Annotated in this window: 23 protein-coding genes; 15 read left to right on the top strand and 8 right to left on the bottom strand. The window is 40.8% G+C overall.

Features of this window, described 5'->3' with window-relative positions; translation table 11 throughout:
• Window positions 1-80: 80 nt before the first annotated feature.
• Together PSH41_RS05405 and PSH41_RS05400 are read left to right on the top strand one after the other, a co-directional pair.
• On the top strand, window positions 81-965 hold the full coding sequence (locus PSH41_RS05405; protein ID WP_273588540.1) for a LysR family transcriptional regulator: 885 nt from the start codon (window positions 81-83) through the stop codon (window positions 963-965).
• Window positions 966-1,170: 205 nt separating this feature from the next.
• On the top strand, window positions 1,171-2,178 hold the full coding sequence (locus PSH41_RS05400; RefSeq protein WP_273588541.1) for a zinc-binding alcohol dehydrogenase family protein: 1,008 nt from the start codon (window positions 1,171-1,173) through the stop codon (window positions 2,176-2,178).
• Between the two features lie 63 nt (window positions 2,179-2,241).
• Here the strand turns inward: PSH41_RS05400 and PSH41_RS05395 are convergent, their stop codons facing one another.
• Window positions 2,242-3,189 carry a LysR family transcriptional regulator gene (locus PSH41_RS05395; protein ID WP_054981994.1) on the bottom strand — a complete coding sequence of 316 codons (948 nt, stop codon included), beginning with the start codon at window positions 3,187-3,189 and terminating at the stop codon, window positions 2,242-2,244.
• 1 nt (window position 3,190) lies between these two features.
• Complete coding sequence (locus tag PSH41_RS05390; protein WP_004586290.1) at window positions 3,191-4,096, bottom strand: LysR family transcriptional regulator; 906 nt, start codon at window positions 4,094-4,096, stop codon at window positions 3,191-3,193.
• Window positions 4,097-4,394: 298 nt separating this feature from the next.
• On the opposite strand from PSH41_RS05390, the gene PSH41_RS05385 reads away from it, so the two are divergent.
• Complete coding sequence (locus tag PSH41_RS05385) at window positions 4,395-5,150, top strand: SDR family NAD(P)-dependent oxidoreductase (RefSeq protein WP_004586289.1); 756 nt, start codon at window positions 4,395-4,397, stop codon at window positions 5,148-5,150.
• A 186-nt stretch (window positions 5,151-5,336) separates the two neighbouring features.
• Window positions 5,337-6,128 (top strand): DODA-type extradiol aromatic ring-opening family dioxygenase, encoded by a 792-nt coding sequence (locus PSH41_RS05380; RefSeq protein WP_273588542.1) that lies wholly within the window; start codon window positions 5,337-5,339, stop codon window positions 6,126-6,128.
• A gap of 116 nt (window positions 6,129-6,244) precedes the next feature.
• Here PSH41_RS05380 and PSH41_RS05375 read toward each other — a convergent pair whose 3' ends face one another.
• Window positions 6,245-6,871, bottom strand: coding sequence for a DJ-1/PfpI family protein (locus PSH41_RS05375; RefSeq protein WP_273588543.1), 627 nt, complete (start codon window positions 6,869-6,871; stop codon window positions 6,245-6,247).
• Between the two features lie 150 nt (window positions 6,872-7,021).
• Between PSH41_RS05375 and PSH41_RS05370 the strand changes: the two genes are divergently transcribed.
• The 8 genes from PSH41_RS05370 (at window position 7,022) to PSH41_RS05335 (ending at window position 17,858) form a co-directional block, all read left to right on the top strand.
• Window positions 7,022-7,699 (top strand): haloacid dehalogenase type II, encoded by a 678-nt coding sequence (locus PSH41_RS05370; RefSeq protein WP_273588544.1) that lies wholly within the window; start codon window positions 7,022-7,024, stop codon window positions 7,697-7,699.
• 360 nt (window positions 7,700-8,059) lie between these two features.
• Window positions 8,060-9,598 carry a pyridoxal phosphate-dependent decarboxylase family protein gene (locus PSH41_RS05365; protein ID WP_273588545.1) on the top strand — a complete coding sequence of 513 codons (1,539 nt, stop codon included), beginning with the start codon at window positions 8,060-8,062 and terminating at the stop codon, window positions 9,596-9,598.
• Entirely contained in the window at window positions 9,598-10,917 is a 1,320-nt protein-coding gene (locus PSH41_RS05360) for a lysine N(6)-hydroxylase/L-ornithine N(5)-oxygenase family protein (protein ID WP_273588546.1), read from the top strand. The genes PSH41_RS05365 and PSH41_RS05360 overlap by 1 nt, the downstream gene beginning before the upstream one ends.
• Window positions 10,914-12,092: an MFS transporter gene (locus PSH41_RS05355; RefSeq protein ID WP_273588547.1), complete on the top strand. Its 1,179-nt coding sequence runs from the start codon at window positions 10,914-10,916 to the stop codon at window positions 12,090-12,092. The genes PSH41_RS05360 and PSH41_RS05355 overlap by 4 nt, the downstream gene beginning before the upstream one ends.
• Before the next feature lie 25 nt (window positions 12,093-12,117).
• Window positions 12,118-14,466 (top strand): GNAT family N-acetyltransferase, encoded by a 2,349-nt coding sequence (locus PSH41_RS05350; RefSeq protein WP_273588548.1) that lies wholly within the window; start codon window positions 12,118-12,120, stop codon window positions 14,464-14,466.
• The gene (locus PSH41_RS05345) at window positions 14,459-15,097 is read left to right on the top strand and encodes a hypothetical protein (RefSeq protein ID WP_273588549.1); all 639 of its coding nucleotides are present in this window, start codon (window positions 14,459-14,461) and stop codon (window positions 15,095-15,097) included. Before PSH41_RS05350 ends, PSH41_RS05345 begins: the two co-directional genes overlap by 8 nt.
• The gene (locus PSH41_RS05340) at window positions 15,081-16,160 is read left to right on the top strand and encodes a heparan-alpha-glucosaminide N-acetyltransferase domain-containing protein (RefSeq protein ID WP_273588550.1); all 1,080 of its coding nucleotides are present in this window, start codon (window positions 15,081-15,083) and stop codon (window positions 16,158-16,160) included. Before PSH41_RS05345 ends, PSH41_RS05340 begins: the two co-directional genes overlap by 17 nt.
• Window positions 16,161-16,658: 498 nt before the next feature.
• Entirely contained in the window at window positions 16,659-17,858 is a 1,200-nt protein-coding gene (locus PSH41_RS05335) for a multidrug effflux MFS transporter (protein WP_273588551.1), read from the top strand.
• A gap of 64 nt (window positions 17,859-17,922) precedes the next feature.
• On the opposite strand, the gene PSH41_RS05330 is transcribed toward PSH41_RS05335, so the two are convergent.
• Window positions 17,923-18,792, bottom strand: a complete 870-nt coding sequence (locus PSH41_RS05330; RefSeq protein ID WP_273588552.1) for a LysR family transcriptional regulator — start codon at window positions 18,790-18,792, stop codon at window positions 17,923-17,925.
• A 101-nt stretch (window positions 18,793-18,893) separates the two neighbouring features.
• Between PSH41_RS05330 and PSH41_RS05325 the strand changes: the two genes are divergently transcribed.
• Entirely contained in the window at window positions 18,894-19,394 is a 501-nt protein-coding gene (locus PSH41_RS05325; protein ID WP_054982007.1) for a lactoylglutathione lyase family protein, read from the top strand.
• Window positions 19,395-19,554: 160 nt separating this feature from the next.
• On the opposite strand, the gene PSH41_RS05320 is transcribed toward PSH41_RS05325, so the two are convergent.
• Together PSH41_RS05320 and PSH41_RS05315 are read right to left on the bottom strand one after the other, a co-directional pair.
• A complete protein-coding gene (locus PSH41_RS05320; protein ID WP_256851014.1) occupies window positions 19,555-19,818 on the bottom strand; it encodes a hypothetical protein in 264 nt (87 codons plus the stop codon).
• A gap of 367 nt (window positions 19,819-20,185) precedes the next feature.
• Window positions 20,186-21,160 carry a transposase gene (locus PSH41_RS05315; protein WP_273588553.1) on the bottom strand — a complete coding sequence of 325 codons (975 nt, stop codon included), beginning with the start codon at window positions 21,158-21,160 and terminating at the stop codon, window positions 20,186-20,188.
• Between the two features lie 172 nt (window positions 21,161-21,332).
• Here PSH41_RS05315 and PSH41_RS05310 point away from each other — a divergent pair, with 172 nt between their 5' ends.
• A complete protein-coding gene (locus tag PSH41_RS05310; protein WP_273588554.1) occupies window positions 21,333-21,665 on the top strand; it encodes a gamma-glutamylcyclotransferase family protein in 333 nt (110 codons plus the stop codon).
• Between the two features lie 44 nt (window positions 21,666-21,709).
• Here the strand turns inward: PSH41_RS05310 and PSH41_RS05305 are convergent, their stop codons facing one another.
• The gene (locus tag PSH41_RS05305; protein WP_273588555.1) at window positions 21,710-22,381 is read right to left on the bottom strand and encodes a hypothetical protein; all 672 of its coding nucleotides are present in this window, start codon (window positions 22,379-22,381) and stop codon (window positions 21,710-21,712) included.
• A 107-nt stretch (window positions 22,382-22,488) separates the two neighbouring features.
• On the opposite strand from PSH41_RS05305, the gene PSH41_RS05300 reads away from it, so the two are divergent.
• Window positions 22,489-23,364, top strand: coding sequence for a LysR family transcriptional regulator (locus tag PSH41_RS05300; RefSeq protein WP_273588556.1), 876 nt, complete (start codon window positions 22,489-22,491; stop codon window positions 23,362-23,364).
• Window positions 23,365-23,441: 77 nt separating this feature from the next.
• Here PSH41_RS05300 and PSH41_RS05295 read toward each other — a convergent pair whose 3' ends face one another.
• Entirely contained in the window at window positions 23,442-25,523 is a 2,082-nt protein-coding gene (locus tag PSH41_RS05295; protein WP_273588557.1) for a TonB-dependent siderophore receptor, read from the bottom strand.
• Window positions 25,524-25,577 lie beyond the last annotated feature (54 nt).

Here is a 25,577-nt window from a genome sequence, read left to right as displayed (position 1 = left end):
TAATTTATAGTGTTTTATTTAGTTTGAATAATGCTATTATTTTACCACCCATGCACAAACTGCATAACTAAGTGGTCGCTATGAATATTGAAAGTAAATGGTTAGAAGATTTTTTAACGCTCTCGCACACAAAAAGCTTTTCGCAAGCGGCAAAGCTTAGGCATATTACGCAACCTGCATTTAGTCGGCGTATAAAAGCCCTTGAAGACGCCCTTGGCGCAGCCCTAATCGACCGAGAAAACTTGCCTATTACTCTTACCCCAAGCGGTAAAATATTTCATATAACGGCGCGTAATTTAGTTAACCAAATGAATACCTCGGTTAGCATGCTTGAGGAGTTATCGGTACAGCAAAATTATTCTGTAAAGGTAGCGGCCGCACATTCTTTAGCGAGTTTTTTAACCTTACAACTCGCTAACTTTCAAACACAAGATGAACGCGACATTGTACTTAATTTAGAGGCTATAGACGTAGATAAAGCCACCGAAGCGCTAGAGCAAGGTGAATGCGACTTACTTATTGCCTTTGATAACGAACGCCTTAAACTGCCGCCGTTTAGTAATCAAAAAATAGGTAATGCTAAGTTGTTACCTGTTAGCGCCTGTGACAAGCAAGGCAAAGCCTTATATAACCTAGAAAGCGCAGCGCCTATACCGCATTTAGCCTACAGCCTCGACTCCTACATGGGCCGGCAGTTAGAGCCTATTATATCGGGCGCTAAGCTTAAAAAGGTGTTTGTTTCATCCATGACTGAGCTTTTAAAAGTTCACGCTGTTGCAGGTAATGGTATTGCTTGGCTGCCCGACTACGTTATATCAAACGAGCTTAAAAATAATACCTTGGTAGTTGTAGGGAGTGAGCACCACTGCGTACCAATAACTTACTATGCGTATAGATATCATGCGGCTTTGCACCCCGGTGGTGAAAGTGTGTGGAATAAGTTAACTGAGCTAAATATAAGCTAACTGTAAACCCCCGTTACAGTTAATAAGGTATTATTAATTTAAAACGATAACAGCTATGTGTAATGGAATTTAAATTATTTGCCTATTTTATTATGGAGTTTTATTTCCATAATAATTGGGTGTTTTGTCTCTTTTTTAATACTCTTGATAAAGCCAAAATAGCCTCATCAACACAGAGTATTAACTAGCTAACGAGGCAAATCCCATGAAAGCAATTGGATATCAAAAAAGTTTACCTATCGAAAACGAACTATCACTACAAGACATTGAACTTGAAACGCCAACAGCACACGGCCACGATATTTTAGTAGAAGTTAAAGCGGTATCGGTTAATCCGGTTGATTTTAAAATTCGCCAAGCAATGCCAGCAGCTGAGGGCGAGTATAAAGTAATTGGTTGGGATGCAACTGGGGTTGTTAAATCGGTTGGCGAAAACGTATCGCTATTTAAGCCAGGCGACAAAGTATGGTACGCAGGCGACATTACGCGCTCAGGCAGTAACGCGCAGTTTCAATTAGTTGACGAGCGTATTGTTGGCCATATGCCAAGTTCGCTTTCGTATGGCGAAGCCGCAGCATTGCCGCTTACCAGCATTACTGCGTGGGAATTATTGTTTGACCGTTTAAACGTAGCTAAAAACGATGATTCTAAAAGCATTTTAGTTATTGGTGCCGCCGGTGGGGTGGGCTCAATAATGGTGCAGCTATTAAAGCAGCGCACTAAATTAAATATTATTGCCAGTGCTTCTCGTGCTGAAACAATATCGTGGTTAGAAGATTTAGGTGCCGACACTATTGTTAATCACCGTAACCCGTTAAGTGAAGAGTTTGCAGCTAAAAACTTAAGCGAAGTGAATTACGTTGTTAGCTTAAACAATACAGAGCAGCACTTACCTGAAATTGAAAAAGTAGTGAAGCCACAAGGTCAATTTGCCCTTATTGATGACCCTGAAACACTTAATATTGTGCCATTTAAAAACAAAAGCGTGTCGGTACATTGGGAGCTTATGTTTACTCGCTCGTTATTTAAAACCGACGACATGCAAGAGCAACACGTTATTTTAAACAACGTAGCCACTATGATTGACCAAGGACAAATTAAAACTACGGTAGGTGAGCACTTAGGTAAAATTAACGCAGCCAATTTACGCAAAGCGCATCAGCACCTTGAATCGCAAACCGCTAAAGGTAAAGTAGTGTTAGAAGGCTTTTAAGGCCTTTAGCTAATATAGTTTTTTGAGTATACCCAAGCCCCTAACGGGGCTTTTTTGTGGCTATTATTTATATAACTGGTTGTAATTAGGAATATGTTTTACCCAAAATGCTGGGCTGCCAATATACTCTTGTACAGTTTTTATAAATTCGCTCACCAGTGGTGTTTGTTTACGGTGCGGATACAGCGCATAAATACCGGTGCCCGATGCGCTGAGCTTATAATTAGTTAATAGCGGCACTAGTCCCATTTCGTCTATGGGTTTTTCTAGGTTAAATAAATCTAGCATCACATACCCTAAACCCGCTTTTGTGGCATCAAGCATGGCGCGTACATCGCTTACCTTATAGTTGCCTTTCATTTTGTGGGTTTTGTATTCATCACCATGAGGCTGAGTGCTTAATTTAATTTGATCTAGGCTTACATCGCCATTGCCATAAACCACCGCAGGTAAGGCGATAAGTTCTTCGGGTGTGCTTGGCATACCATGGCGTGCAATAAAGTCATTAGAAGCAACCAAAGCAAAGTGCATATCAGATATTTTTTTTGCCATTAGATTGGAGTCATTCAATTTGCCAATTCTAAATGCTAAATCGTAATGGTCGGCAATAATATCATTGCGCTTATCATCAAGCATGAGGGTTATTTTTACCTCAGGGTATTTTTGCATAAATAAATTAATGGCCGGCTGCACATACTGCTGCCCAAAAAACATGCCCGAGGTAATACGCAAAATACCTTTAGGTTTTGCTTGGTAAGAGTCGGCAATGCTATGAATATCACTGAGCGTATCAATTAAAATATGCGCTTGCTGGAGTATTTCCTCCCCTGCGGAGGTAAGCGAAAAGGAGCGCGTAGAGCGATTAAGTAACTGAATACCTAAACTGCTTTCTAGCTTTTTAATTTGCTTTGAAAGCGATGAGTTGTCCATATCGTGCAGCGCCGCGGCTTTTGCAAATGAGCCTTGCTGTACTACATCAACAAATAACGCTAATTGGTTGGTGATTGACATCTCACTCTCCTAAATCCCAATAAGGTGTATCGGTGTAATAATTGCTCGCAAAATCAACAAACGCGCGCACTTTACTGGGTAAAAACTGCCTGTTTGCATACACCATATAAAGCCCTATTGGCTCAGGCTCGTAGTCTTTTAATATACGCACTACTTTACCCTGTGCCAGCGCCTCTCCGGCTATAAATGTTGGCTGCATGGCAATACCGCCACCTGCTATAGCGGCATTGAGTAGCAGGTCGCCATTGTTAGCAACTAGGTTACTTTCAAGCTTTAACTCGTTTTTAAGCTCGTTCGCTCCACGTAGCTTTTTGGTAGGCTCGGTGTGTGCGTAGCGTAAATAGTTATGCGATTGCAGCTCTTCTAAGCTAGTAGGCGTACCGTGCTGCGCTAAATAAGAAGGAGAGGCAAACACCGCTAACCTAATAGGCGCTATTTTTTTAGCAATAAGTGATGAGCTTTTTAAAACCCCAATGCGCAGCGCTATATCAATACCTTGCTCAACAATATCAACAAATTGGTCGGTAAGGTTTAGATCTAATTTTAAATTTGGATAACGCTTTTGAAACTCAACCAATAGCGGTGCTAAGTGCTTTACCCCAAACGACATAGGGGCGCTAATACTGAGCACACCAGAGACATTTTCGTTTAGGTTATCGAGCGAATTTTCCATGTCGTCTATATCGTCTAGCACCTGTAAGCAGCGGGTAAAATAGTGATCTCCCGCCTCGGTAGTGCTTACTTTGCGCGTAGTGCGGTGCAGTAATCGGGTAGCAAGCCCCTCTTCTAGCGCAGACACATACTTGCTCACAAGTTGCGGCGATATATCGAGTTTATCGGCAGCTTTAGAAAAAGACCCCTCTTGTACAACACTTACAAAAGTCTTCATGGTGGTTAGCTTATCCATTATTAGCAATGCCTTGTTTATAATTTTTAAATAAAGATCGTATTAATTATGTTTATAAAAACAGTTAAAGTCCACACATCGCATTTTTGCACAGATAGTGAGTTTTTATAGCGTTATAAACACATTTTTTTGCGTAAATAACTATTTATTTACAACAAAATGGAGTTAATACGTGCTACTGCAGCAATCACGCTTCTTTTTATCCATTCTAACGCCAAGTCGGGTTTATTAATAATGCAGTATCGCTGTACGTGAATAAGCACGCTTATATTTTTATTAATGACTAAGAGATAAAGCCATGAAAAGATTAAACAACAAAGTAGCCATCGTTACTGGTGCAGCACAAGGTATTGGCGCTGCTTATGCAAAAGGTTTAGCTCAACAAGGCGCTAAAGTTGTGCTTGCTGATTTAGCCGACCCAAGCGCAGCTGTAGCTGAAATTATTGCCGCTGGCGGCCAAGCAATAGGCTGCAAAGTAGATGTAACGAATAGTGAATCGTTAGATGCCATGGTAAAACAAACCGAAGCTGAATTTGGCCCGGTTGAAATATTAGTTAACAATGCTGCTATATTTGCTGCGCTTGAGCTTAAACCATTTTGGGAAATATCTGAAGACGAATGGGATTTAGTTATGCGCGTAAATGCCCGTGGGCCTTTTCAGTGTACCAAAGCAGTGTTGCCTAGCATGCGTAAATTAGGTCGTGGTAAAATCATTAACATTGCATCGGGTACATTTTTACGCGGTGCACCTATGTTTTGCCATTATGTGGCATCTAAAGGCGCGGTTGTTGGGCAAACACGTGCGTTGGCCACTGAGCTTGCTAACGATAATATTTTAGTTAACTGCCTATTAGTTGGCTTAACCGAAAGCGAAGGCGTTAAAAATAACGCACAGTTTGATAAAGCTAAAAATAGCACACTAGGCTCACGAGTAATTAAACGTGCAATGGAGCCTGAAGACTTACTTGGCCCTATTTACTTTTTAGCCAGCGAAGACAGCGATTTTATGACCGGACAATGTATTAACGTTGATGGTGGTGCAATTAACTACTAACACGCCATATTGCTTATTTAGTGTTAATTTAAAAGCCGATGTTTACGCATCGGCTTTTTAACGTGGGGGCAAATAAAAATCAGTTTAACAATACTGTATTTATAATATCTCAATGCGCGCTTTATTTATTAACAAAATAAAAGCCAATAAAATAAGGATATATTAATAAAATCCTTAGGTATTACCATGGCTCAACCTGCACTATTTATCTCTCACGGTTCACCTATTATGGCCGTACAGCAATCGCCAACGTCTGACTTTTTAAAAGCGCTTGGCAAGTCACTCAACACGCCACGCGCTATTGTTATATTTTCGGCGCACTTTGATATGGCCCATGATGAAGCGGCCCATAATATTGTAATAACCGCAGGGCGTGCGCCTGAAACCATTCACGACTTTTACAATTTCCCTGCGCATATGTATAACATTAAATACCCAGCTCCAGGACATCCTGAGCTTGCGGGTAATATTGCAACGCTATTTAAAAATAAAGGCATTACAGCAATACTTGATGAACGCCAAGGCTGGGATCATGGTGTATGGATACCACTGCGCTTAATGTACCCGCAGGCAAATATTCCTATTGTACAAGTGTCTATAAATACTCAATTAGGCGCAAAAGCCATGTATGAATATGGGCAGTTACTTGCCCCACTTCGTGACGATAATATATTAATTATTGGCTCTGGCGGCATTAGCCACAACCTACGAGAAGTGTTTAAAACCCCTGCTACACCTAACCGTGTTCAAATGGTAAAAGCGTTTACCCAATGGGTTGAATATAAGCTTTTAGCGCAAGACACGCCCGCACTTTTAAATTACTTAGCCGATGCACCCCATGTGTTATTTAACCACCCTACCCAAGAGCATTTTTTACCACTCTTTGCTGCTATGGGGGCAGGCGGCAAGCAAGTTGAAAAACTCTTTAGTGATATTGAAATGGATATTTTAGCGCTTGATACCTATAAGTTTTATTAATTTTAATCAGTACAGTGCAAGCGCCTTTGGTTTTTTAATCAAAGTGTAATGGGGGTTTACAAAGCGTATGTTGGGTTAAGAGCAGCAAAGCCCAACATAAAGTTATAAAGTGGGCTTTAACGCAGCTTTTTAATGTAATTAGATGTGGCGCTATTTTTATGCGCGTCACCATAAATAATTGGTGACGGATAGTATTCTGCGTCTAACTGTATGGTGGAGGCAACATCTTCACTAAAATAATCGGCAATAAAAGCAAGGCACATATCCATACCTGCTGAAACACCCGCACAAGACCAAATATTGCCATCTTTCACAAAGCGTTCTTCAACTACGGTTACAGTGTTATCTTTTTTAAGGTGATCTAGAAAAGCCCAGTGGGTGGTTACTTTTTTATGCTTAAATAGCCCCGCTTTTTGCATTAAATACATACCAGTGCAAATAGATAAAACACTGTGGCAGTTTTCAGCTGTTTTTTTAAGATAATTAATAACGTCAAGGTCTTCCATTGCTATACGTGCACCACTACCGCCAGGTACAAATAATACATCGGGCTGCACTGGATCAGTAAAATGATAACCGGCACTAAAACGCATGCCGTGCTCACCTGAGGGAGTCATAGAATTTAGCGATATTAATTTGGGTTTTTCACATAACCCCTTTTCTGCCAGCAGACCTATTAGTTCCCATGAACCAACTAAATCCAGCTCTTCAACTTTGTCGTAAATTAAAAAATATATTTTCATACTATGTTATTTAGTCCTTTAATTTGTATCGTTTTTAAATAATAGGCGCTGCAATCGTGTTGTAAACTTTATTAATTTGAGCAATCGTTCAAAGTAAGTTAAGCTCAAAACGATTAACTTACAAGTATCTTAAATTTATTGGGAGCAAACATGGCAACCACACTCGCATTTGACGTATACGGTACGCTTATAAACACTCACGGCGTGCTGTCTTTACTTGAAGATATGATAGGCGATAACGCGCAAAAATTTTCAAATACATGGCGCGAAAAACAATTAGAGTATTCGTTTAGACGTGGGTTGATGCAAAACTATATTCCATTTTCGTTATGTACCAAACATGCCCTCGATTACGCGTGTTTAGCGCATAAAACGCAGCTTAGTGATGATCAAAAGCAGCAATTGCTTGAGCAGTATAAAATTTTACCGGCCTTTGACGATGTTAAAAAAGGCCTTGAGCAACTTAAAGCGCAAAATTACCGATTGTTTGCATTTTCAAATGGCGCTGCTGATGCGGTAAATAAATTGCTCGAAACTGCAGGTATTAGTGAGCTTTTTGAAGGCGTTGTAAGTGCCGACGATATGAAAACATTTAAGCCAAACCCAGGTGTTTACAGCCATTTCTTACGCGAGACCAATTCAACGGGCGCAAACACGTGGCTTATTTCGAGTAACCCGTTTGATATTACCGGCGCTATTTCACATGGTATGCGCGGAGCATGGATAAAACGCTTTGAGGATTCTATTTTTGATCCGTGGGAAATTCAGCCAACCACCGTAGCCACCGATCTAGTGGATTTAAAAAATAAGCTTGAAGATATCAATTAAGCTGCATTTTTACTGTTATATCCCTCTTTAGCACTTAAGGTTTAACCGAGTTGTAAAGGGGGCTTACTTCTTATAGTGGTACTGCACACTTATAATACGTTCGCTTTTTACTACCCCTCCCATCTCTTATATTTCAACTAGCGCACTATTTTACAAACTGTCATTATTTAGCGCGCATTTTGGCACCTTCCCATAGCTCATTTTATATACTTTGTTAGTTTTAAAAGTAATTCCTTATAACTAATCAGTCACTCCTAATTGCGAAAATAAACCTATATCTAACCCTTAATCATTATTGTAAATGCAAATTGTTACTATTAAGATCCTCAACCCCAATACAAGTACAACCAAGGAGCGAATATGTCACAATTACAATCGGCGCAGCTCAGCCCTGTCGAAAATAAAGCAATATTTGAGCAAAACGGGTTACCTCCTCAATTTAATCTCGATCAGTTTATTAACTACCAAATAGCGTCGTTGCAGGGGCTTTCGGCTGTACAACAAGCTATGGCTAAAGCGCAAAAGCCGTTTTCTGGCGTGTCTGTTAATACGCTTGCCGCCACTGTAAATGATGTAGATTTAGCCAAACCTCTTGCTGATTTTCCTGCCGTATTAAACGAGCTTAAAAGTGTGTATTTAGATCACGCAGTGTATTTTCATCATCCGCGTTATATGGCGCATTTAAATTGCCCTGTTACGTACCCTGCAGTTGTAGCAGAGCACATCATTGGCGCAATCAACACTTCGGTAGACACCTGGGATCAAAGCGCTGGCGCGACCCTTATTGAACAAAAATTAATTGATTGGAGCTGTGAAAAAGCAAAATTACCTAGCACTGCCGATGGCGTTTTTACCAGTGGTGGTACGCAATCGAACTTAATGGCCATGCTTGTTGCACGCGAAGTCGCAGTGAGCCGCTATGCACCTAATCATGAAGTAAAACTGCAAGGCTTGCCTGAAGTAGCCTCACGTTTTCGTATTTATTGCTCTGAGGTTGCGCATTTTAGTATTCAAAAGGCTGCGGCATTATTGGGCCTTGGTTATAACGCGGTAGTGCCCGTGGCTACAAACAATAAAATGCAAATGGATATGGATGCACTTAACCACGCAATTGCGGATTCTAAAGCCAAGGGCGATTTACCTATCGCTGTGGTAATTACCGCAGGTACAACCGATTTTGGCTCAATTGACCCTGTTGAAGACATAGCAAAACTTGCTAAAAAAGAGCAGCTTTGGTGCCATGTTGACGGCGCATACGGCGGTGGTTTATTGGTAAGCGAGCATCACCGAAGTGCTTTAAACGGCATAGAACAAGTAGATTCAATTACCATTGATTACCATAAATCGTTTATGCAACCGGTTAGCTGCAGTGCTTTTTTATTAAGTGACAAACGCCACTTTAGCCATATAACCCTTTACGCTGACTATCTAAACCCGCTTGCTGAGGCCGGCAATGGCACGCCAAATTTAGTTGATAAAAGCTTACAAACCACACGCCGTTTTGATGCCCTAAAGCTTTGGTTAACACTGCGCACCATGGGCGAAGCGCCACTAGGGCGAGCGTTTGATAAAGTAATTGGTCTTGCTCGTCAAGCCCACATTGTACTTAACGACCACCCAGATTTTGAAGTTATAAATTACCCAGAGCTTAGCGCGCTGGTATTTCGCTTTGCGCCAGAGGATCTAAAACATAACCCCGATTTACTCGACACCCTAAACCTGCACGTACGCCAAACATTCTTAAATACTGGTGAAGCCATGATTGCGCGTACCAAAATTAACGGCCGTCATTACCTTAAATTTACGTTACTTAATGCCCAGTGCCAATTGACCGATGTGCGCGCCGTGCTTGAACAAATTAGTGCTATTGCGTGGCAAACGTATAAGGAGCAAAAATAATGAGTAACCAACCTTATGACTTTATAGCCATTGGCCTTGGCCCGTTTAATTTATCGTTAGCATGTTTAAGTGAGCCACTAGAGGGCGTGAAAAGCTTATTTTTAGAGCAGCGTAGCCAATTTGATTGGCACCCCGGAATGATGCTAGAAGGTGTTACCTTGCAAACGCCGTTTATGTCTGACTTGGTGACCCTTGCAGACCCTACTAGCAAGTATAGCTTTTTAAATTATGCCAAGCTTAATAATCGCTTATACCCATTTTATATTCGCGAGAGCTTTTTTTTACTGCGTAAAGAGTACAACCTCTATTGCCAGTGGGTGTGCTCGCAGCTTAGCAACGTAAGCTTTGAGCAAAGTGTAACTAAGGTTGAGTTTTGCCAGCAAAGTGAGTGCTATACCGTTACCTGTAAAACCCCAAATGGAGAGCAGCACTATGTTACGCGCCACTTAGTGCTTGGCACCGGCCCTGCCCCATACATTCCTGATTGCGCAGTGCAAAGTAATTCAAATAACGTAATGCACAGTAGCGATTTTTGCCACCGCCTTTATGAGCTAAAAGCAGCTAAACGCGTTACGGTTGTAGGAGCTGGGCAAAGTGCGGCTGAAATTTATCACACCTTATTACAACAAGCCGTGCCACAAGGTTTGCAACTAGATTGGATTGCGCGATCGCCGCGTTATTTTCCGCTGGAATACACTAAACTCACTCTTGAGATGACCTCTCCTGAGTATGTTGATTACTTTTATAATTTAAAAACCGAGCAACGAGATTGGCTTAATCACAATCAAAAAAACTTATTTAAAGGCATTAATGGCGATTTAATTAATGACATTTTTGACACCCTTTACGAGCAAAGCCTAGATGGGCCCATTTCTACCACATTTAAAACTAACAGCAAGCTTACCAATACACGTAAAAGTGCTGGTCGCTTAGTCACTGAGTTTTATCATCAAGAGCTAAATGAAGCCTTTGAAATAAAAACCGATTACTTAATTTGTGCCACGGGCTTTAAATACAAGCGCCCTGCTTTTTTAAACCCCATTGCACAGCAACTCCCAGAAGATGAGCAAGGCCGCTACTTAGTTAGCCGCGAGTATGCGGTAGATAGTGAACAAAAACGTATATTTGTACAAAATGCAGAGCAGCATACCCATGGTTTTGTAACCCCCGATTTAGGCATGGCGTGTTATCGCAACAGTATAATTTTGCGCGAAATACTCGGTTATGCGCCGTATCAGGTTGAGCAAAAAATTGCTTTTCAGTGTTTTGATTTAAGCGATGTAGAAACCCATCCACAGCAAAAGAGTAACGCCGCATGAGTTTACGTTTAGCGCTTATTTTGCTTACGGTTATTTCGGTAGTGTGCGACACCTTATTACTGCCGTTTTATCCGCAATTTTTTGCCAGCGAATTTTCTGTAAGTAATCCCACACTTATTGGCGTGTTTGTAGCTAACTGTTGTATTACCGTTATGCTCGCGCTGCCCCTGTGGGCAAAGGTTGCCAAAAAATACCACGAGCTGGCTCTTTGGCTTGTAACGCAAGTGATTGCCGCCTGCTTTGGTTTGCTTTGTTATTTTGCAACTAACGTGTGGGAGTTTTGGTTTTATTATCAGCTTATGTTGGTGCTTAAAGCCAGTTACCTGCTTATTTACCCGTTTGCACTGCGTTTAGAGCAGCAAAGTAAGCACCTTTCTATTATTGGCTTATTTTCGGTACTTATGCACTTTGGTGCTATTGGCGGCGCGTTAGTGGGCGGGTACTTTTTTAGTATAAATGCACCGCGTTATGCATTGTTATTAAGTGCTGCGGGCGATGTTATACAAGTGCTGTTGTGCGCCTATTTAATGGTGAGCTTAAAGTTAGGTATTTATCAGCACGCGATTGAAAGCGAAAAACCGCGCACTCGCACGCCGTACTTTATTTGGCAATTTTGCTTTATAAGCGTGGTGGTTTATTTTAGCGCGTTTTTAATTAGGCCGTTTTTTACGACCCATTGGCAAGGAATGAGCGCACAAAGCAGTGCATTCCAAAGTGCGCTTGTGTACGCCATTCCTGCTTTTGCAGCCCTACTTATGCTGTTGTTTAACCACTTTCGGCAGCACTTACCTCTTCCTACGCTTAGCCGCACTAGCACGCTATTGTGTGCACTTATTTTTGGTGCTATTGGGCTTTATTTACAGGCGCAAGAGTCGGTGTGGTTAGTGGTCAGCTCTCGCGTTTTATACGGTATAGCGCTGTTTCAAGTCATGGTTTTATTAGAAGTGATGCTATTTGCTAAAAGCGAGCCTGCTCACTACGGCAGTGATTTTGCCAAAGTACATGTTGCGCAAAATATTGGCGTTATTTTAGCGTCGTTATTAGTGGGTATGAGTGTGGAATATTTTAATACCACCGTGCCTTTTTACTTTGCTGCCATTGGCTTTGCAAGCCTTGGCGCTATTTTGCTATGGCGCGTTAAATTTGTTTGCCAAGCTGCACACACAGCCACTTAATAATTAAAAAGATTTAGGAGTTTTTATGTATTTTTCATCTTTTGTAACCACGTTACAACACACAGGTAATGTGACTATGCGGTTACTACAGCAAAGCGATATGCCCATAATTTGCCAGTGGCTTACACTACCTTACGCCCATTTTTGGGGTATGAGTAAACACACACACGAGCAAATGTGCAGCGCCTACCAAGATATAATTAACCACCCGCACCATCATGCCTATGTTATTGAGCAAAATAATGAGCTGCTTGCCTTAGTTGAGCTTTACAGCCCAAAGCACGACAAGCTACTCGCAGCCGCCTATGAGGTAATGCCAAACGATACCGGCATGCATATTTTACTTGCCCCAAATACACAGCCTAAACGCCATTTTAGTTTTGAAATAATGCAGTGCGTATTGCACAGTATTTTTACTCATAATGCCGATGCACGCGTAGTAGTAGAGCCCGATATTGGCAATAGTAAAATTCATACCTTAAATAAGCGTTTAGGCTTTGTGCATACTAAGCAAATAACCCTTGGTGATAAAAACGCCTACCTTGGGTTTTGTAATAAAGCTGCATTTGAAACGCATGTTAATTTACATCACAAAGCGCAAACGCCAATAAACACCGACTATGTAAAGTTTGACCACTGGCAATGGGCAAACAGGCACTTACAAAGTAAAGCCATTAGCGAACTGGTACACGAGCGCTTATTGGTTGCAGAGCAAACCCCACAAGGTTTTAAAGTAAATATTGAAGGGGGTTATTTTATATTTAATGGCCGTGCTATGGCGCTTAATCACATAGATATAGACGAGCCAAGCTTATGCTTTTATAACCTTAATAATGAGCAAGCAGAGCTTGATGTACTGCACTTTTTTAGCGTGCAAGGCCCTGCGCTGGGTTTAACTGGCGAGCGTTTAGCCACCTACCTTGAAGAGCTTAACGCCACACTTGCGAGTGCCTGTTATAAACGCGAAAACAACACTCTTAGCGCAGCCGAACTTGCGCAATTAGGGCTGCAACAAATAGAGGCTGCAATGAGCGAAGGCCACCCTGCGTTTGTGGCTAATAATGGCCGTATTGGTTTTAGCAAAACCGACTTTTTACGCTATGCGCCAGAGGTGGGTAAACCGTTTAAAGTGCTGTGGTTAGCGGCGCATAAAACAGTATGTGATTTTGCTTATAGTGAATACTTTAGTGATTACCCAAGCCATATTAGTGGCGAGCTTGATTTAACCACTCGTAATGCGTTTAACAAAGCGCTAAAAACGCAAAACCTAAACCCCGACGACTACCTATTTATGCCTGCCCACCCGTGGCAATACCAACATAAATTAAGTGTGGTGTTTGCCAACGAGTTTGCCAATAACCGTTTAGTTTACTTAGGTGAAGGCGACGATTTATATCAAGCGCAACAATCTATTCGCACCTTATATAACTGCTCGCATCCGCATAAGCCGTATTTAAAAGTGGCGCTGTCTATTTTAAATATGGGCTTTATGCGCGGGCTTTCGCGCGCTTATATGGCGGTAACCCCGGCTATAAATGATTGGGTATTTAATAAAGTAAACTACGACCCCACGCTTAGTGCGTGCAATTTTACTGCACTTAGAGAGTACGCCACCTTAGGGTATGCGCATCATACCTTTGAGCAAAGCGCATTGGGCGATACACCGTATCGTAAAATGTTTGCCTGTTTATGGCGCGAAAACCCAAACCATAACTTACAAAATAATGAGCAGCTCACCACCATGGCCGCACTACTGCACCTAGATAACAACGGTAAAAGTATGACAGGTGCATTAATAGATCAAAGTGGTTTAAGCACACATGCTTGGCTGCAACACTATTTTAATGCCTATCTTATCCCGTTAGTGCATAGTTTTTATGCCCATAAATTAGTGTTTATGCCGCACGGCGAAAATCTCATTTTAAAGCTTAAAAATTCAGTCCCTGTAGGCGCTTACATGAAAGACATCGGCGAAGAAGTAGCGATGCTTAATAGCACTGAACCTTTACCTGATGAGGTTTCGCGCATTCATATTACTATGCCAAAAGAGCTTGAATTACTGAGCATATTTACCGATGTATTTGACTGCTTTTTTAGATACCTAGTGGCTATTTTAGTAAGAGAAGAGCGCATTACCGAGCACGACTTTTGGCACGGCGTTGCGCAAAGTGTTAAAGCGTATCAACAGGCTAACCCTGCCTTAAATGCGCGTTTTAAAGAGTATGACTTTTTTAGTGATGAATTTGCACACTCTTGCTTAAACCGCTTGCAGCTTGGCAATAATAAACAAATGGTTGATTTAACCGACCCAGCAGGCAGTTTACAGTTTGCCGGAAGTTTAAATAACCCAGTATCGACAAAGCTGTATGGCTAAGCCTGTAACCCTTGCGCACTTTTTATTTTGCCCAAGTGAGCCAGCTACTGCGGCTCACCCAAGCTTAGATTTAGTGCGCACATTAGCGATTCATTGCAAGGCGCACTACCCACATGCGCCTGGGCAATTTATTAGTCGGCATTTATATTTGCAGCTTTGTTGGCAAACTATGTATGCCTATTGTTATTGGCATACTTCTAAACAAAATGCACATAACCCCACGCAATTACAGCTTAAAATTAATGGCGCTTATAGCCGAGGGTTTAACCTCAGCGGTGCGCCTATATTAAGTAAAGCTGAGCAAAACAATGCACTTATTGAGTTTATTAGCTGTGTAGGAAAGTGGATAAATACCGATTATGCGCTGGGAAAAAAAGAGCAAGGGCGCTTATTAATCGACACCCTTAACAGCGCATTTGAGCGCGCCCATAGCTTAAATTTAGCAAGCGCTGATCACACTACACATTGCCATCAGCAGCTACACAATTTAATCAGCAATCACTTTAATTTAAACACCCCATTTAAATTAACGGCCGGTCGCTTAACGTGCTGTCGTTATTATTTAGCAGGTTATAACAAATGCCAAACCTGCCCTAAAAAGGATATTAAAACCAATGAACACACGACTTAAAACGATAGACCTTGCCCGAGGTGCGAGCGTTTTTATTATGATTTTGGTACACACCCTATGGATGTACTCGAGCACAACGCTTCAAAGTGAAAGCCTATTTGGCGCTGTTATTCATATACTTGGCAAAGGCACCGCCTCGTTTTTAGTGGCAATGGGGCTGTCTATGGCGCTTTCGCGCAGGCAAACCCCCATGTTATTAATTAAGCGTGGTATACAGCTTTTACTACTTGCCTATTTAATGAATGTGGCAAAATTTTGGCTACCCATTGAGGTATTTAATACCATGCCCGAGGCATTTATAAATGCCTATGGCTGGCAAAGTCCGCTCAGTGCTGGGCAGTTACAATTTATGGTGTTAACCGGTGATATTTTACAACTTGCTGGGGTGAGCTTAGTGCTGTTTGGCGCGCTTAATATTGCCCGCTGGAAAACCACATGGATTGCATGTTTAGCCGTGGCTATTGCACTTGTAAGCCAGTTTGTTAGGGGGCAGCAGTTTGCGCTTTCGCCTTACATTAGTGATTTGTTTTTTGCTAATAACTACCAAGTTTATTTTCCGGTATTTCCGTGGGTAAGCGCTATATTAACGGGGTATGTGCTTGGGCGTGTATATATAAATAGCCAGCGTAATGCAGCGTATTTATTTAATGTGTGTGCAAAGTTAGGGGCCGCATTATTAGTGATTGGTTCAGTGTGGTTATTTATTGATTTTAAAGGCCAGTTTGGTAACTTTTTTCACTTAAATGGCGGCGGTATTATTTATTTAGTTGGTTTAAATTTATGTGCATTAGCCTTAATAGAATATGCCATTGCCAATAAATTTAATGGCCCTATTACACGCGCTCTTTTATATGCGAGCAAACATGTAACGGCCCTTTACATTATTCAATGGGTGCTAATTTGCTGGCTTATGGGCGTGTTTGGTTATCATACACAGTCGTTTTGGCCAACGTTGTGCTTAATGGTACTTATGAGCTTATTAACCTTTGCAGTGCACAAAGTGTATTTGCAAGCTAAGCAAACCATACTCGCTATTAAGCAAAAGCCTAAGCGTACAGCATAAATTAAACTCTCTGGCTATTACTGGTAAAGTAATAGCCAGCCATAAAAACGAACATAAAAAATGAGCAATATACACATGGGCTAAGAGTATATAAAATCTACTTATAACGTGGAGCATACAAAAGGAGTCTATTAAGTAGGTAATGAGTGCAGTCGTGCTTTGCATTTACCACGTTATTTATAAGCAAGATTGTGTATTAGTCAGTTACTTTGTTTTTTTTGGAGTTTAGTTTGAAAGTAGAGCAGCCTGTATTAGGCAAAACTGGCACGTTAATTTTTTTAGTTATTTTAGGGCGTGTTGATCTTTGCGGATTGAAATTTGTTCAATCTAGGGGCGATTAAATCGCGGCGCGAGGTTTGTAACCTAGTGGGCTAAGTAAAAACCGAGTAACAAAGAGTTTATCGCCCCTAGGCAGAACCCGAAGGGCAGCGCATGTTTGGCATTTATGCTGCGTTATCGCCTATTTATGGGGAATAACCACACTTCATAGGCTCCGCCTTGCCTAAAAACCAAACATACTGCTGCAAATTCAACCATCAAAGATCAACACGCCCTAGTGCATTTCCCCCTTTAACTACCGATTTATATCTTCCTGCTTTACCTACTATGGTAGAGAAACTAAATACTAACCAAGCCTTGGTTAACTTAACACTTAGCGTATATTTTGCAGCCTACGCCATAGGACTATTGTTTTGGGGCCCACTAAGTGAAAAATTTGGCCGTAAACCTATTTTGCTTATGGGCTTTGGAATATACGTAATAGGCAGTGTGTTTTGTGCGTTATCTAATTTTGTAGAAATGCTTATAGGCGCGCGTTTATTACAAGCCTTTGGCGGAAGTGCAGTAACGGTTGTAGCCACGGCAATAGTAAAAGATTTGTACGATGGCCGCGAGCGAGAAAAAATTATCGCCACTATTATGTCGCTGGTTATTATTGCCCCTATGGTGGCGCCTGTGCTGGGCGCATTGCTATTAAAAATTGCTAATTGGCATATGATGTTTGCTGCTTTAGCCGTGTTTGGCTCGGTGGCTATGTTATTTACCTTTTTTTACCGCGAAACCTTACATACACGCTACGCCGGCTCTGTTTTTCAGTCGTGGGGGCGATTAGCTGTAGTAGTTAAAAATCCGCCATTTTTATCGCTATTGGCTGTTTTTACTATTGTGCCTATGGCGTTAATGTCGTTTTTAGCGGCGGGCTCTTATGTATATATCAACGGGTTTGGTTTGTCGGAACAAACCTTTAGTTACGCCTTTGCAGCGAATGCTGTGTGCGCCTCGTTTGGGCCAACAATTTATATGCGGCTTTCTAAACGTGTATCGGTAAAAAAAATAATTACTGCGAGTTTTTTAACCCTAACAGCATGCGGTATAAGTACCATTTTTATAGGCGGCTTATCGCCTTGGGTATTTGGTGCATTAGCAGCAATAGCTACCCTAACCGTTATTATTACCCGCGTGCCCGGTACTAATTTAATGTTAGAGCAACAAACAACGGACACGGGCTCTGCTGTGGCCGTTATTCAGTTTTGTTCTATGATTGCAGGTGCAATAGGCATGGCGCTTGTATCGCTTAATGCAGAAACATTAATTAAAAACTTAGGTGTTATTCAGCTAAGTATTGGCCTTATAGCGCTTACTTTATGGTTGGTATTTAAAAATAAGGCGTATGTAAGCGCCTATATGTCTAAAGTTTAAACACGCTAAAACCCGAAAAGGCAGTACAGTAAATAAAAGCTGGCTGTACTGCCTTTTTAAAAAACTATTCCCCCGCTTTTATCGCCTCAATTACCGTGTGCATGCGCTTTGCTATTGGCCTGTTACGATGATGACACACATAAATATTTTCGCTGATTGGATTAGCTAAATGATGCGTTTTTATAAGCGCTGGTTTATTAAATGCGCCCACCGCATAAGCAGGTAAAACAGTAAAACCTAGCCCTAAACTTACCGGCTCGAGTATTAAACTTATTTGGTTAGAAAACCCCGTACGCTTAATTTGATCAACATGTTCAAACTCATTGTAGTTTTCGCTAAGTAATAGCTGCGCGTGGTGTTTTGCATCGGGGTGGCCAATAAAGCCAAGCTCACATAAAACCTCCCATGTTGGGTTTTTAATATGTGCTGGAGTTACTAATAATAAAGCTTCTTGGCCAATTTTGTGGCTGGTAACTTCGCTAAGTGTAGGTGCTTGGGTTAAAAAGCCTATGTCGGCACTGTGGTTTGCCACCGCTTGCTCTACACTGGTATTAGGTGCAAAGCGATAATCAATATTAAGCTCGGTATGCTCAGCCTGTAATGCTAATAATTGGCTATAAAATTGTAGCCCACAGCTACCTGGCGATTGTATTTTTACTAGGCCGCTGTAAGGCGAGTCATCTTTTAATTGTTGTTCTAAAAATTGCCATTCTTTTAATAACAAACTGCCTTGCTGATACAAATTTTGCCCATGTACGGTAAGGGTAAATTGTTTGCCGTGGCGCTCTAATAGCGCGCAGTTTACTTGCTGCTCTAGCTTTTTAATATGCTGACTTACGCCCGATTGGGTCATAAATAAGCGCTCGGCGGTTTGGGTAAAATGATTTACCTCAACCAACGTACAAAACGTGTTTAACCATGTCGGGTTTATCATTACAAAACGTACTCAAAATGATGATTAATGATAATTTTACTTAATAAACACGGGTTCGTAAACTAACACCATCAACTAATCACAGTTAAAGAGGAAGCATTATGAGTCATACATATCCACGTAGTTTTTCGCACATTGGTATTTCAGTACCTGATGTTGAAAAAGCCGTAGAGTTTTACACTAAGGTGATGGGCTGGTACACCATAATGGAGCCTACCGTGATCACTGAAGATAACAGCCCCATTGGCGAAATGTGTACCGATGTATTTGGTCCAAATTGGGAAAAATTTAAAATAGCGCACCTTTCAACAGGCGACCGTATTGGTGTAGAAATTTTTGAATTTAAAGACCAAGAAAACCCTAAAGACAACTTTGAATACTGGAAAACCGGTATCTTCCATTTCTGTGTACAAGACCCAGATGTGGAAGGCTTAGCGGAGCGTATTGTTGCTGCAGGTGGTAAAAAACGTATGCCAGAGCCACGTTACTACTACCCTGGCGAAAAGCCGTACCGCATGATCTACATGGAAGACCCGTTTGGTAACATCCTTGAGATTTACAGCCACAGCTACGAGCTTATTTACAGCGCAGGCGCTTACTAAACGTAGCTAATTTAAAAAAGTTTAGCTAAAAACAAAGGCCGAAGTATTTATTTACTGCGGCCTTTTTGTTTTTAAATAGACTTGTAGACTATTAATTTGGCTAATATAGGGATTGTTACTGCTAAATAAGAAAACAATTAAAATTAAAATGACACCTATTTCAAATGCTTTTAATTAAGATATACATAAGCACAAAAATAGCAGTGACACTAAAAACGACACCAGTTAAAAAACCAGACTCCCCTTCCTTACACCACGTACCAAGTGAAAACTGTTTATTACATTCTTGCTTTAATTCAAAAACACTCATGTTCTTATTTGTTTTCAAACGATAGCCAGGAAGAAAAATCTCACCAACTCTAAGTGCACTAAAGAGATTAAGGCAAAACAAAATGACCAATAGAACCGATATTAAGCTAACCATTTTAGGTCCTTATAATCCAATCAAAATTTTCAATAAATCTATCTACCTATTATTACAGCAATAAAATCTAATATAGTAGCCTTCATTGCATGTATCAGAAAGGTGGATGTGACTATAAACTCAATTAAAATGACACCCATCTTAAATTCTTCACAAAAATATAATTTATTTAAGATGACACCCACTTTAATTATTTCAAAAAATCGACTTAATTAAATGGCTAATTTAAAAATATGTAAGCTCAAGGCATATTAAAAGGTATATACTGCGGGTATTTTAAAAATGTGCTGCTATTTATTTAGTTAACTAAATTTAGGGCACGCTGAAACCAGCATTTAGGCTGTTTTTTAAATGAAAGAAGGTTTTTTTAGGCTAGTAGCTTTTCGCAATTACTAAAATTAACTCGTCGCTTTTTATTTAAATGCTCGCAGTAACTTACATGTGATTGCGGCTTACCTACAGCGCCATGAAATACGCGTGTAAAATCAGTAGTGAGTTTTAACCAATTCTCTGGCGATATGTTTACTCTTTCTAATAAAGGGAGCTGTGTATTTTCAATAAAACCTGGTTTGTTATCGCGAATAATGCGCCCTGTGAGCTCAACTAATTCGAGGTAATATTTAAGCTCGAACGGTAAACCTTTAGGCATAAATTTACAGGGTTTACCTGCAAATTTTAAAAGTTGTTTGGGTTGCTTTGCGTTTTTAGCGCCCTGAATGCGCTTTTGCACGCTGGTGAAGTTTGAGCACTCGGGGGTTTTAGCTACTTTTGCTCTTATTGGGTTTAAATCAACGTAAGCCATGCAAGCTGCAAGGGCTGCTTCATCAAGGAGAGCTTGTGATTTAAATCGCCCTTCCCAAAATCGGCCTGTGCATTTGTCTTCTTTATTTGCTTTTCGGGCAATGTGTTCGTTTAAAACGCGCATAAACCAGCTAATGCTAGATAACCTTTCTCTGTATTGAATAATAGTTTGGCTTAAAAAGTATCGCTCTGTACTGCTAAGCTTCTCACCTTGTAAAAATTTTTGTGTAAGGGGTGTGCCTTTACATAGCTTATGCCAGCGTAGCAATATAGCTTTGTCATTTAACCTATTTGCTTTTTTATCATCAACATAAAGCACAATATGGGTGTGATTACTCATAACTGCATAAGCACATATATCAATACAAAATATTTTAGCGAGTCTAAATAGCTTTTGCTCTACCCAGCCCCTTCGATGTTCGTAGGATTTACCCGTTAATGAATCCTCGCCGCATAAATAAGCATGACGTACACAGCGCGAAATACAGTGATAATATTTTGTATCTGCCAAACTGATTTGGCGTTTTCTTGCAATAGCCATGTAGCACCTAGCTTTTGATGAACCAATTAAAAAAGTAGATGCTTATTGCGTAAAGTGCAAAAATAAGGATGGGTGTCATTGTAAAAGTAAAATTTCACTCGGGAATTTTTTCATATTTAGTTAAGCTTTAGCTTAGTTAAACATAATCATTAGCCTTAATTTAGGAGTTTACGTGTTAGAAGCGTTATTTGTATATGGCACCTTGTGCCCAGGGCATCCGAACGAACATATTCTTGCCAATATTGGCGGTACGTTTGAGCAAGGCAGCGTGGTTGGCAATTTAATTAACGAGGGCTGGGGCGCCAAAATGGGCTTTCCTGCACTGGTATTAGACGAAACAGGTCAAGAGATAAAAGGCCATGTGTTTAGCTCAACTAATTTAAAAGATCACTGGCATGTGCTCGATGAATTTGAAGGCGATGCGTACTCACGCATTTTAACGCAAATAAAATTGTTAAACGGCGAATACGTTCAGGCAAATGTATATGCTCTTAACGTTAAGTAATTTATATAGCAGCGCTTTTTAAGCTAAAGCGCTGCTATAATTTTTTAATTAACTTCAAAATCGCGAGTTTCTAAATAGCTTGGTACGCTTTTAAAACAGGCCTTTAGCTTACTTGCAAGCGCTGTGGTTACTGGCGCATCACATTTTAACTGGCCATTATATTTTCCGTTAGTTAGTGCTACTAAACTGAGTGAGTCATAGCTTGGTTTACTTTGTATTTTATGAATCACCAACCCCTGCTCTGCTGAAACCTTTATTAAATCAAACTCTTCTTTTTCAGGTTGTGTTATAGCGATCTTTTTTACATATAACGGATTTTTAAAGGTCAGCTTTGTCGAAAACAAAGCCTTACCTCCGCGCTCAAAATGGCCATTAAACACAGTAGTATTTAAAGTGGGTGTCTGCTTATTTATTAATAAATTCAAATCAAATTTGGTTGGTAAAATGGTGATCTGAGTTTGTTTTTTTAGTGACTCGTTCAGTGCTTTTTTGATTATTTTAAGATGGGTGTCATTGGTAGTTACTTCGTACACTATTTGGTAGTTGTGTGGGGGGGCGTATAAAGGCATGTGGCTGGCAAGTACTTTATCGCCGGCTAATATAAGCGCCATGCCATGAAAGCCATTATAGCTGTGGGTTTTGTGTGAATTGTGTTGAGGTGTATTTGAGTGCGCTGCACTCGATAATAAAATAAAAATTAGCAGTATGTGTTTCATGTTAATGCTCAAAAATAAATATAGCGTCACTATAAGCTGTTTTATATGTATAAATAATCGATAATAAGTTATTAGTTGTTTCCTTTTAATCAATACGGTTTGGCGCTATGCATTTAGATGACATTGAAAAAGTAATCCATATGGCGGGTTCGCAAAACCTGCACACAACCGCTAAGCATTTTAATATTACCCCAGGGGCGCTGTCTAAAACGCTAAAAAAGGTTGAGGCAAACTTAGCCACAGAGCTGTTTAATCGTGTGGGCAAAACCTTAGAACTTAATGATAAAGGCAAAGAGTTTGTTAAGCACAGTAGTGATTTAGTACATAATTACCAGCAGCTTATTAGCCGTTTTAAAAGCGATAATCATAAATTTAATGCAGTTATAGCAGGCCCTGCCATTTTACTTAAAAGTGGCCTTAAAAAGCTGCTTACACCCCTTAGTAACCTGCCCTGCTCGGTACGTATTAATAATGTATTTGAAGGTGAAGCCATAAGCCAAGTTGCATCAGGCGCGGCGCATATTGCGCTAGTAACTCGCGAGGCATTAAATAACAGTTCACATACAAATTTAGTGGCGGTTAATGTATTTAATACTGGGTTTAGTGTGGCTGCGCATGCTTCGCATCAGCTAGTACAAACTGGCTCTTTAACGCTTAATAAAAACCAATTACTAGAGCTTGCTTTTGCATGCCCTTTGTTTTCACCCCTGTGCGGCCTTGAGCAAGGAGTAGGCTCCGACGGCTGGCAAGACGATACTGCACCGCGCAATATTGTATTTAGATGTAGCGATTACAGTGCATTAATAGAGGTGGTTCAAAGTGGCTTGGCGTTGGCGTATTTACCTAACTTTGTGATTGATGATTTAGGGCTTACAAAAATAACTGTAAAGGGGGTTAACAGTCACTACAGTGAAAGCATTGTAATGATATACAAACCTTCAAAGGCCGATGGTTGGCTTAATAAACTTATGCATTCTTTATAAAAAAGGGCTTAAAAATATAAAGCGCCTTAACCACTACATTAAGACGCTTTAGGATGAAAACTTTAATTTGCTAGCTATTAAAAATTATACGCTAGCGACATTTTAAATTGAGTTGGCGCACCTGGGTAAACCCATAAAGCGTTGTAGCTACTTTCGGCGTAATCTTCATCAAAAATGTTATTAACACTCACATTAAGCTCTGTTTGCTCGGTTAAGTTAACGTTGCCAAACACGCCAACTAATTGGTAGCTCGGTAGCCTAAAGCTTAAATCGGCGGCATCACCTAAACGGCTACTGGTGTATTGGTAACTTGCACCAAACTCAAGCTCTTTGCCCATTAATGCTGTTTGGTGGCTAAGCGTAAGGTTTAAGTTATTTTTTGGTACATTAACCAGCGGGCTGCCTTTTTCAATTGGCACGCCCCAATCGGCATTAATAATGTCGTTTGCTGTGGTGGCATCTATATAGGCGTACGATAAGTTAAACGCCGTTGCATCAGTAATATAGGTATTTAAATCAAGCTCAAACCCTTTACTATCGGCTTTACCAATAGGCGCAGAGAATCCAACGTTTACAGGGTCTGCCACTAACATATTACTTTTAGACGCATCAAAAAATGCCACAGTACCGTTTATGCCTAAGTATTCAAACTTAGCGCCAACCTCAAACGAGTCACTGTATTCAAAGCCAAAGGGATCGCCGCTTGCATCTGTGCCGCTCAGTGGTAAAAAGCCTTCTGAGTAACTGCTGTAAAAAGTGATTGCGTTATTTAGCTCGTACACTACGCCAACACGAGGGCTTACTTGGCTTTCAGAGCTGGTCGAAAACACGCCGCTGTTGGTTTCTAAAATATCTTGGTCTACGCTGTCAAACCTTAGGCCCACTAATAGCTTAAATTTGTCGGTAATATCCATTTGGTCTTGAACATAAATACCGTACGCCTTTTGCTCTTCGTCGTTTTCGTAAAGCAGGCTTACTGCTGGGCGTTCTACATCGTAATTTGGCTCAAAAATATCAACGGTATAAGTGCCGTTACCGCCTCGATAGCGAGAAAGCGCTGTACGTAAATCGTACTTGTATGCATCGGCACCTATTAATAAATGATGCGTAATACCGGCTGTGTCTACACTGCCGCTTAGCTCAAACTTTACACTTAAATCTTCTACTTCGTAGTCGCGATAACGCTGCTGGCGAGTAAGTGTGCGGCCATCATCAAATAGCGATTGGCGCGATGGCGAAAGCTCAGCATCTGACGAAAAGCCCGTTAACGTAGAGCTACGGTAGTTTGCACCGGCCACTAACGACCATTCATCGTTAATATCGTGATTTAAAGTAATTTGGTGCCCGCGCGAATACACCTGCGTGTCGCCATCGTTTGGGTTACCTAGATAACGCGAGTTTGGTACGGTCTCAAAATCGTTATCGAGTACGACAACACCACGGTCAAATAACTGCGCTAAATCTACGTATTCAAACTCATAAGTCACACTGGTTGATGCGTTTATTTGATGATAAATAGACGGTGTAATTACCTTTTTATTGGTGTACACCTCATCGCGGTAGCTGTCGCTATCTTGCCATGCGCCATTTATTCTAAACACGGTGGTGTCGTTAATGCCGTTTGTGTAATCGCCTTCAACGCGATTAAAACTGTCGCTGCCTAAGCTTAGTTTTAGCTCACCTTGCGGCTCAAACTGAGGCTTTTTAGTCACAATATTTACAGTACCGCCGGGCTCTGAGCGCCCATAAAGTGCTGAGCCTGGGCCTTTTAGTACTTCAATGTAATCAATGTTAGATACATCACGCGGGCCGCTAAAACCACGCCCACCGCTAAAGCCATTAATTAAATAGCCCGATGGCATGTTTTCGTTACCCGAAAGACCCCGAATAGAAAAGCTATCCCATAATGCGCCACTGTTATTTTTGCGCGAAATACTGGCCGAAAAATCGAGCGCGTCTTGTAATTTAGTAATGCCTTTTTGATCAATCGCAGCACTGCTAACACTTACAATAGATTGCGGCATTTGCTTTTGAGGAATGTCGCCACGGTATGCTTGTTTATAAGTAACCGATATTTTTTCAATTTCGTCGTTTTGCTCTTGCGCCACTGTTTGCGCACTTATGCCTAAGCAGGCTAAATAAATTAAAGAATACTTCATGATAATAGGGAAATCGAAGGTGTTATATTATAACAATAAGTTTAGCATGCGTTA

Origin of the sequence: Pseudoalteromonas sp. CST2 (genome assembly GCF_028599385.1) — a bacterium.
Lineage (GTDB): Bacteria > Pseudomonadota > Gammaproteobacteria > Enterobacterales > Alteromonadaceae > Pseudoalteromonas > Pseudoalteromonas atlantica.
This window is presented reverse-complemented; position numbering and strand designations above follow the sequence as displayed.

What these genes read in the sequence shown, in the direction of transcription:
- PSH41_RS05405 (WP_273588540.1), top strand. Translation starts at nt 81, where the DNA reads ATGAATATTGAAAGTAAATGGTTAGAAGATTTTTTAACGCTCTCGCAC.
- PSH41_RS05400 (WP_273588541.1), top strand. Translation starts at nt 1,171, where the DNA reads ATGAAAGCAATTGGATATCAAAAAAGTTTACCTATCGAAAACGAACTA.
- PSH41_RS05395 (WP_054981994.1), bottom strand. Translation starts at nt 3,189, where the DNA reads ATGTCAATCACCAACCAATTAGCGTTATTTGTTGATGTAGTACAGCAA.
- PSH41_RS05390 (WP_004586290.1), bottom strand. Translation starts at nt 4,096, where the DNA reads ATGGATAAGCTAACCACCATGAAGACTTTTGTAAGTGTTGTACAAGAG.
- PSH41_RS05385 (WP_004586289.1), top strand. Translation starts at nt 4,395, where the DNA reads ATGAAAAGATTAAACAACAAAGTAGCCATCGTTACTGGTGCAGCACAA.
- PSH41_RS05380 (WP_273588542.1), top strand. Translation starts at nt 5,337, where the DNA reads ATGGCTCAACCTGCACTATTTATCTCTCACGGTTCACCTATTATGGCC.
- PSH41_RS05375 (WP_273588543.1), bottom strand. Translation starts at nt 6,871, where the DNA reads ATGAAAATATATTTTTTAATTTACGACAAAGTTGAAGAGCTGGATTTA.
- PSH41_RS05370 (WP_273588544.1), top strand. Translation starts at nt 7,022, where the DNA reads ATGGCAACCACACTCGCATTTGACGTATACGGTACGCTTATAAACACT.
- PSH41_RS05365 (WP_273588545.1), top strand. Translation starts at nt 8,060, where the DNA reads ATGTCACAATTACAATCGGCGCAGCTCAGCCCTGTCGAAAATAAAGCA.
- PSH41_RS05360 (WP_273588546.1), top strand. Translation starts at nt 9,598, where the DNA reads ATGAGTAACCAACCTTATGACTTTATAGCCATTGGCCTTGGCCCGTTT.
- PSH41_RS05355 (WP_273588547.1), top strand. Translation starts at nt 10,914, where the DNA reads ATGAGTTTACGTTTAGCGCTTATTTTGCTTACGGTTATTTCGGTAGTG.
- PSH41_RS05350 (WP_273588548.1), top strand. Translation starts at nt 12,118, where the DNA reads ATGTATTTTTCATCTTTTGTAACCACGTTACAACACACAGGTAATGTG.
- PSH41_RS05345 (WP_273588549.1), top strand. Translation starts at nt 14,459, where the DNA reads ATGGCTAAGCCTGTAACCCTTGCGCACTTTTTATTTTGCCCAAGTGAG.
- PSH41_RS05340 (WP_273588550.1), top strand. Translation starts at nt 15,081, where the DNA reads ATGAACACACGACTTAAAACGATAGACCTTGCCCGAGGTGCGAGCGTT.
- PSH41_RS05330 (WP_273588552.1), bottom strand. Translation starts at nt 18,792, where the DNA reads ATGATAAACCCGACATGGTTAAACACGTTTTGTACGTTGGTTGAGGTA.
- PSH41_RS05325 (WP_054982007.1), top strand. Translation starts at nt 18,894, where the DNA reads ATGAGTCATACATATCCACGTAGTTTTTCGCACATTGGTATTTCAGTA.
- PSH41_RS05320 (WP_256851014.1), bottom strand. Translation starts at nt 19,818, where the DNA reads ATGGTTAGCTTAATATCGGTTCTATTGGTCATTTTGTTTTGCCTTAAT.
- PSH41_RS05315 (WP_273588553.1), bottom strand. Translation starts at nt 21,160, where the DNA reads ATGGCTATTGCAAGAAAACGCCAAATCAGTTTGGCAGATACAAAATAT.
- PSH41_RS05305 (WP_273588555.1), bottom strand. Translation starts at nt 22,381, where the DNA reads ATGAAACACATACTGCTAATTTTTATTTTATTATCGAGTGCAGCGCAC.
- PSH41_RS05300 (WP_273588556.1), top strand. Translation starts at nt 22,489, where the DNA reads ATGCATTTAGATGACATTGAAAAAGTAATCCATATGGCGGGTTCGCAA.
- PSH41_RS05295 (WP_273588557.1), bottom strand. Translation starts at nt 25,523, where the DNA reads ATGAAGTATTCTTTAATTTATTTAGCCTGCTTAGGCATAAGTGCGCAA.